Genomic DNA, 6,418 nt, shown 5'->3' on the forward strand with positions numbered 1-6,418 from the left:
GTGGCGGCGGCGGGGTCGACGGCGGCACGGTCGGCGGCGGCCTGGAACTGGGCTCGGGTGCAGACGCTGAGCAGCGCGTCCTTCTCCGGCTTGGCGATCGGGCCGACGACGGTGAACCCGACGGCGGCGTTCAGCGCGTGCACGGCCGTGTTGCGCACGTCCGGCTCGACCACCACCCGTCGGGTCGTCGGATCGTCGAAGAGCCATGCCATCACGGTGCCGATCACCGCCCGGGTGAAGCCGTGCACGGGTGTGCCGACCGGCGCGCAGAGGAAGTGCATGCCCACGTCACCGGGCTGGTGGTCGTAGAGGCCGACAAGTTCGACGTGGGCCGGATCGTAGCGCTCCGCGAGGAAGGCCGGGCTCCCCCGCCACAGCCCGAGGTACGCGTCGTGGTGCGGGTGCCCGGCGATCCGCCGGTACTCCTCGGCCACCTGGGCCTCGTCGGCGTCCTGCATCAGCCAGAACGCCGCCTTCGGGTGGGTCACCCAGCCGTGCAGCAGCGCAGCGTCGGCGTCCGGGTCGAGCGGCCGCAGCGCGAACTCGCCGAGCCGCTCGTCGACGCGGGTGAAGGCGGTGGTCACGACGACACCCCGAACTCCTGGAAGGTGATGCTCTTCTCGATCGGGTAGTGCTCCCGGCCGAGCAGCTCGGAGATGATCCAGGAGTTGCGGTAGGCGCCCATGCCCAGGTCCGGTGAGGTGATGCTGTGCGTGTGGGTGCCCGCGTTCTGCAGGAAGATGCCCCGTCCGCTGTGGTCGATGCTGTAGTTGCGGGCCACGTCGAAGCGGCCGTGCGCGTCCCAGCGGATCCGGTCGCGCACCGGCGCGAGGAACTCCGGCACCCGGTAGTGGTAGCCGGTGGCCAGGACGAGGCCCTCGGTACGCAGCGTGAAGTCGCGCTCCTGCTCCACCTGACGCAACCCCAGCGTGTACCCACCGTCCTGGTGCTCGGCGCTGACCAGCTCGGTGTTGGTGAGCAGGCGGGTGTTCACCGGTCCGTCGACGCTGAGCGCGTAGAGCAGGTCGAAGATGTCGTTGATCAGGTCGGCGTTGATCCCCTTGAACAGGCCCTTCTGCGCGGACTCCAGCCGGTAGCGGGTCGCCTCGGGCAGCGCGTGGAAGTAGTCCACGTAGTCCGGTGAGGTCATCTCCAGCGTCAGCTTGGTGTATTCGAGCGGGAAGAACCGCGGTGAGCGGGTCACCCAGTTGAGCTGGTAGCCGTACCGGTCGATGTCACCGAGCAGGTCGTGGTAGATCTCGGCGGCGCTCTGCCCGCTGCCCACCACGGTGATGCTGCGCTTGGTGCGCAGCGCCGCGCGGTGCTCCAGGTAGTGGGAGTTGTGCACGGCGTCGCCGGGCAGTCCGGCGACGGCCGGCGGCAGGTGCGGCGGGGTGCCGGTGCCGAGCACCAGATGCCGGGCCCGGTATTCGACGGTCTCCCCCGTGCCGGTGGCGGCCCGCACCACGTACCGCTCGTCGGTGCTGTCGTACTCCACTGTGGTCACGGTCTGACCGAAACGCAGGTTCGGCAGTTTCGCCGCCGCCCACCGGCAGTACGCGTCGTACTCGCTGCGCAACGGGTAGAAGCTCTCCCGGATGTAGAACGGGTAGAGCCGGCCGATCTCCTTCAGATAGTTGAGGAAGGAGAAGGGCGACGTCGGGTCGGCGAGGCTGACCAGGTCGGCGATGAACGGGGTCTGCAACCGGGCCGACTCCAGCAGCATGCCGGGGTGCCAGGCGAGGCTCGGCCGGGCCTCCAGAAACACTCCGTCGAGTTCGCCGATCGGCGCGGTGAGGCAGGCCAGGCCCAGGTTGTACGGGCCCAACCCGATGGCGACGAAGTCGTGGGTGGACATCGGGGTCTCCAGGTGCGGGTTCGTGGTCACCGGCGTCAGCCGACGGGGCAGGTCAGGTCGGCGGCGACGTGGTCGTGCACGTACCGCCCGGCGTGGGTGGCGATCAGGTCGAGCACGTACCCGACGTCGTCGACAGTGGTTTCCGGGTTGAGCAGTGTGAACTTCAGGAAGTGCCGGCCGTCGACCCGGGTCCCGGCGACCACGGCGAGACCGGACGCGGCGACGGCCTCCCGGGCGTGCAGGTTCGCGGCGTCGGCCAGGTCCCGGCCGGGGCCGGTGGGCAGGTAGCGGAACACCACGGTGCTCAGCTCGGAGCGCGTCACCACCTCGAAGCGTGGGTCCTCGCTGACCAGTTGCCAGGCGTCGGCGGCCCGGTCGACGACCTCGTCGAAGAGCGTGCCGAGCGCGTCCGGGCCCATCACCCGCAGGGTGAGCCAGAGCTTCAGCGCGTCGAAGCGGCGGGTGGTCTGCAGGCTCTTGTCGACCTGGTTGGGGATGCGCTGCTCCACCATCCGGGCCGGGTTGAGGTAGTCGGCGTGGTAGGTGACGTGCCGCAGCGCCCGCCGGTCGCGGACCAGCAGGGCGCTGGAGCTGACCGGCTGGAAGAACGACTTGTGGAAGTCGACGGTCACCGAGTCGGCCCGCTCGATGCCGTCGAGCAGGTGCCGGCGCGTCGGCGAGACGAGCAGACCGCAGCCGTACGCGGCGTCCACGTGCAGCCAGACGCCGGCCGCCGCGCAGATCTCGGCTAGCTCGGTGAGCGGGTCGATCGAACCGAAGTCGGTGGTGCCGGCGGTGCCGACGACCGCCATCACCACCAGCCCCGCCTGCCGGCACCGGGCGATCTCCGCGCGGACGGCGGCCGGCCGGATCCGTCGCCGGGCGTCGGTGGGTACCGCGATCACCGCGTCCGGGGCGAGGCCGAGCAGCTTGGCCGACTTCTGCACGCTGAAGTGACCGGCGGCGGAGGTGAGCACGCGCAGCCGGGGAAGCAGCTCGGCGCGTGCCGACGGGCCGACGGCGCCGACGCACGCCTCCTCGCGGGCCAGCAGCAGCGCCTGCAGGTTGGACTGACTGCCGCCGCTGGTGAAGATGCCGTCGGCGTGCGGGCCGAGGCCGATCCGTTCGGCGGTCCAGTCGATCAGCCGGCGCTCGATGAGGGTGGCCCCGGCGCTCTGGTCCCAGGTGTCCAGGGAGGAGTTCACGGCGGTGAGCACCGCCTCACCGAGCAGCGCCGGGATGGCCACCGGGCAGTTGAGGTGGGCCAGGTAGCGGGGGTGGTGGAACCAGACGGCGTCGCGCAGGTAGACGTTCTCCAGCTCGTCGAGCGCGGCGCCCGCGTCGCCCAGTGGACGGTCCAGATCGACCCGGTCGACCAGGGGGGCCAGCTCGGTCGGCGTGATTCCGGTGCCGGGACGGTCCACTGTCGCCACCCGGCGGGCGACCCGGTCGACGCCGTCGGCGATTGTCCGGCGGTACTGCTCGACCGAGCCGCCGTGCAGCAGCTGGGCCCGCGCGGTGGTCGATGCCGACGGCGGCGGCGTGGTGGTCTCGACGGGGTACGTCGGCACGGTCACGGAATGTCCTTCCACGTTCTCGACGAGGGCAGCCGGAACCCACCCCAGGCGCGGCGGTGCGCCTCGGGTAGGTGCGGTGTTCGTCAGCTGACCTTCTTCGCGTTCCGGATGGCGGTGGCGAGGTTCTCCAGCAGCGGCGCGGAGCCGGCGTACGAGAAGCGGGGCACCGCGTCCCAGGCGCTCACCTGGTTGGCCTTCACCGCCGGCAGTTGCTGCCAGGTCGGCTTGGCGGTGAGGTCCTTGGCCTGCAGCGCGGTGCTGCGGTTGTCCAGCAGGATCAGGTCGGCGGGGAACTTACCGGCGCTCTCCCAGCTCAGCGCCTCGAAGTAGTCGCCGGCTTCGAGCTTGGTGGGCACCACGATGTCGACGCCCAGCTCGGCGAAGTACATCAGGTCGGTGCTCACCTTGGGGTTGGAGACGTAGAACAGGTCGGGGCTGCCCGAGCAGGCCATGACCTTGATGCCGGGGTTGGCCTTGACGGCCTGCCGGACCGCTTCGGCGGCGGCGTCGAAGCGGGCCTTCGCGTCGGTGACCTTCTTGGCGGACAGGTCCGCGCCGAGCGATTCGGCAAGTGCCGCGTACCGCTCGATGGGCTTGGTCATCGGCACCCGGGCGGTGGTGACCGCCACGCTGGGCGCCAGCGGGAGGATCTTGTCCTTGCTCTCGTCCGGCACGTACCAGAGCGCGTCCGGGTCGTACATGTGGGTGACCAGCAGTTCGGGGCGCAGCGCCGCGTACTTCTCCAGGCTGAACTCGCCCCACACGTTGCCGAGGATCTCGACGCCCTCGACGTTCAGGTCGCCGGCCTGTGGGTCGGCCGTGCCGTCGGAACGCTTGGTCTCACCGAACACGCCGACGAGCTGCTTGTCGAGACCGAAATCGATCAGTGCGGCCGCCACGCCGGTGAAGGCCACCACGCGGGTAGGGCGGGCCGGCGCCTCGACCTTCCTGCCCCGGTCGTCGGTGAACGACCAGGGGCCGCCTCCGTTGCCGGTAGCGGGCTTGGGGGCGTCACCGGTGCCGCAGGCGGCGAGCAGGGTGGCGAGCGTGGCGGCGCCACCGGCGGCCAGGAGACCACGGCGGGAGAGACGGCGGGCGGACAGGGCATCGGGCATGGTGGTGTCTTTCGATCAGGGGTTGGCCGGGCTCGACCAGGGCAGCGGGGTTAGGTTAGCCTAACCTCGGTCATTGTCAACAGCGGTTCGCCGTTTCGCCACCACCCCGGAGCCCACACTGGACGCCACACCCACCGCCATCCGGCCGACACGTTCCGTGTCGACCCGGGGCGCTGTCGCACCCCCGAGCCGGCGTGGTCGCCGGGCGGCCCGCGCCGGCGGACTGGTCGCCGCCGTGGCCCTGCTCGCGGTGATCGTGGTGCTCAGCATCGCGGTCGGCGCGAAGGCCATGCCGCTCGCCGACGCCTGGTCCGGGTTGCTGCACCGCGACGCCGCCGAGTACGCGGTGGTGCACCGGATGCGCCTCCCCCGCACCCTGCTCGGGCTGCTGGCCGGTGCCGCCCTCGGTGTGGCGGGCGCGATCATGCAGGCCCTCACCCGCAACCCGCTCGCCGACCCCGGGCTGCTCGGCATCAACGCCGGTGCCTCCGCGGCCGTCGCCACCGCCGCCGCGTTCCTGGGCGTCACCGCCGTCGGCGGGTACGTCTGGTTCGCGCTGCTCGGCGCGGCGACGGTGACCGCGCTCGTCTACGCCGTCGGCGGCGGACGGGGCGCCACCCCGGCCCGGCTGGCGCTGGCCGGGGCGGCGCTCAACGCCACCCTCTACTCCTACGTGAGCGCGGTGATGCTGCTGGACACCGCGTCGCTGGAGCGGCTGCGCTTCTGGACGGTCGGTTCGCTGGCCAGCGCGGACCCGGCGACCGTCACCCGGGTGCTGCCGTTCATCGTGATCGGGCTGCTGGTCGCGCTCGGTGCCGCCCGCCCGCTGAACGCGCTCGCGCTCGGCGACGACGCGGCGCGCGCCCTCGGCGCTCGACCCGCGCTCATCCGCGCCGCCGTGATCGTCGCGGTCACCCTGCTCTGCGGCGCCGCGACCGCCGCGTGCGGCCCCATCGTCTTCGTCGGGCTGCTGGTGCCGCACCTGGTCCGCGCCCTGACCGGCCCGGACCTACGCTGGCTGCTGCCGTACTGCGCGGTGCTCGCGCCCGCGCTGCTGCTCGGCGCCGACGTGCTCGGCCGCGTACTGGGTCGACCGGGAGAACGCCAGGTCGGCATGGTGACCGCCGTGCTGGGCGGTCCGCTCTTCCTGTGGCTGGTCACCCGCCGACGGGTGGCCCAACCATGAGCGTCATCCGTACCCCTGGGGGGTTGTCGGTGCGGTTCCGGCCCCGCGCGTTGGGCGTCGGTGCCGGTGCGGCGTTGCTCGCGGCCGGGTTCGGCCTGGTGGCACTGGGCAGCGGCGACTACCCGATGGGGCCGGCGGACGTGCTGCGCACGCTGACCGGCGGCGGCACCGTGGCGGAACAGTTCATCGTGTACGACCTGCGCCTGCCCCGGCTGGTCACCGCCCTGTTGGTCGGTGCGGCGCTGGCGCTGGCCGGCACGGTGTTCCAGTCCCTGGTCCGCAACCCGCTGGGCAGCCCGGACATCCTGGGCTTCACCCAGGGCGCGTCGACCGGCGCGCTGGTGGTGGTCGTCCTGGGCGGCAGCAGCCTGGCGTTGGCCGGCGCGGCGGTTGCCGGTGGGCTCGGCACCGGCCTGCTGATCTACGCGCTGGCCTGGCGGCGCGGAGTGCACGGCTACCGGCTCATCCTGGTCGGCATCGGGGTGGCCGCGATCCTGACCGGCGTCAACGGCTACCTGCTGACCCGGGCGCCCCTGATGGACGCCGCCCGCGCGGTGCTCTGGCTCACCGGCAGTCTGGACGGGCGGGGCTGGGCCTACGCCGGGCCGCAGCTCGCGGTCCTGGTCGTGCTGGCGCCGCTGGTGCTCGTCGGCTGCGCCCCGGCGCTGCGGATGATGGAGTT

Annotated in this window: 6 protein-coding genes; 2 read left to right on the forward strand and 4 right to left on the reverse strand. The window is 72.1% G+C overall.

The features are described 5' to 3' along the window. The 4 genes from KBX53_RS18400 to KBX53_RS18415 form a co-directional block, all read right to left on the reverse strand. A partial coding sequence (locus KBX53_RS18400) for a GNAT family N-acetyltransferase (protein ID WP_210860585.1) occupies positions 1-584 on the reverse strand: 584 nt, incomplete at its 3' end. Continuing rightward, entirely contained in the window at positions 581-1,858 is a 1,278-nt protein-coding gene (locus KBX53_RS18405; protein ID WP_210860591.1) for a lysine N(6)-hydroxylase/L-ornithine N(5)-oxygenase family protein, read from the reverse strand. The genes KBX53_RS18400 and KBX53_RS18405, both read right to left, overlap by 4 nt. Before the next feature lie 35 nt (positions 1,859-1,893). Continuing rightward, complete coding sequence (locus KBX53_RS18410; protein ID WP_309140801.1) at positions 1,894-3,435, reverse strand: aspartate aminotransferase family protein; 1,542 nt, start codon at positions 3,433-3,435, stop codon at positions 1,894-1,896. 83 nt (positions 3,436-3,518) lie between these two features. Next, complete coding sequence (locus KBX53_RS18415) at positions 3,519-4,550, reverse strand: ABC transporter substrate-binding protein (RefSeq protein WP_210860587.1); 1,032 nt, start codon at positions 4,548-4,550, stop codon at positions 3,519-3,521. 139 nt (positions 4,551-4,689) lie between these two features. On the opposite strand from KBX53_RS18415, the gene KBX53_RS18420 reads away from it, so the two are divergent. Further along, positions 4,690-5,736, forward strand: coding sequence for an iron chelate uptake ABC transporter family permease subunit (locus tag KBX53_RS18420; RefSeq protein WP_309140802.1), 1,047 nt, complete (start codon positions 4,690-4,692; stop codon positions 5,734-5,736). Further along, on the forward strand, positions 5,733-6,418 hold a 686-nt coding region (locus tag KBX53_RS18425; protein ID WP_210860589.1), incomplete at its 3' end, for an iron chelate uptake ABC transporter family permease subunit. The genes KBX53_RS18420 and KBX53_RS18425, both read left to right, overlap by 4 nt.

Source organism: Micromonospora sp. M51 (assembly GCF_018070305.1).
GTDB classification, from domain to species: domain Bacteria; phylum Actinomycetota; class Actinomycetes; order Mycobacteriales; family Micromonosporaceae; genus Micromonospora; species Micromonospora parva.